Genomic DNA, 791 nt, shown 5'->3' on the forward strand with positions numbered 1-791 from the left:
AGCGTTTGGGTGGTTATCGTCTTAGAATCCTCGCTAATTTTTGGTTGCGTGCTAAAAAGTTGCGCGTTTGCACTTTGTGGCTCATAGGATTCAAAGTCAAATAAATTTGGCTCTTTCGTGGTGCTTGTGGGTTTATTTTCACTCTTAAGATTTAAGGTATCAATTGAAACTTCGGGGGTGTCTTGTATGCGTGGCGCGCTTGTATCTATGCCCTCTAAAATATGATTGTCAAACAATCCCGCTTGTGCCTTTGCTTCTGCTTCATCAAGTAAGGGTTTGACTTCTTGGGCTATTTCTTTGAAAAGTGTTTCATCGCTTAAGTCAAAGAGTGTTGCTTGCTGTATTTGAGCTTTTTTTGGGATTGGTTTTGGGCGTTGCTTCTTTGGCTTGCTTGTGAGATTTTCTATCTCTTGCTTACCAAAAAGAGAATCTAGCTCTTTGGCATATGCAAGCAAATCTTTTTCTTTGGTTATGTAATTGCTCGGATTCCCGCTCATTTTTTTAACAATGCCTTGCCTTAGAATATCCATAAGCTTATCAGGGGCTTTTTGAGAAAGGTTAGGGTAGTATTGCTTAGCGTTAGCACTTATGCGCTCGATATTTTGAAAGGCTTTTGTGCGTCTTGCTATATCATAGCCTGCAAGTCCTGCTACAAATCCGATTGCAAATTTGGTTGGGTTAAATGTGTAGTTGCCAAAGTCATCTTGTTCTAGCCCTGCGATACTTCCACCAAATAATCCACTGCCTAAATGCGCGTTTATTTGTGAAATAAGGGGGTTAAAGTTGTTTTC

The 791-nt window shown here is 40.2% G+C and carries 1 protein-coding gene; it reads right to left on the bottom strand.

What is annotated here, in order from left to right; genetic code table 11:
* The coding region (locus CQA49_RS10205) for a hypothetical protein (RefSeq protein ID WP_181882672.1) at positions 1–791 on the bottom strand (791 nt) is incomplete at both ends.

Source organism: Helicobacter sp. MIT 00-7814, assembly GCF_003364115.1.
Classification (GTDB): domain Bacteria; phylum Campylobacterota; class Campylobacteria; order Campylobacterales; family Helicobacteraceae; genus Helicobacter_F.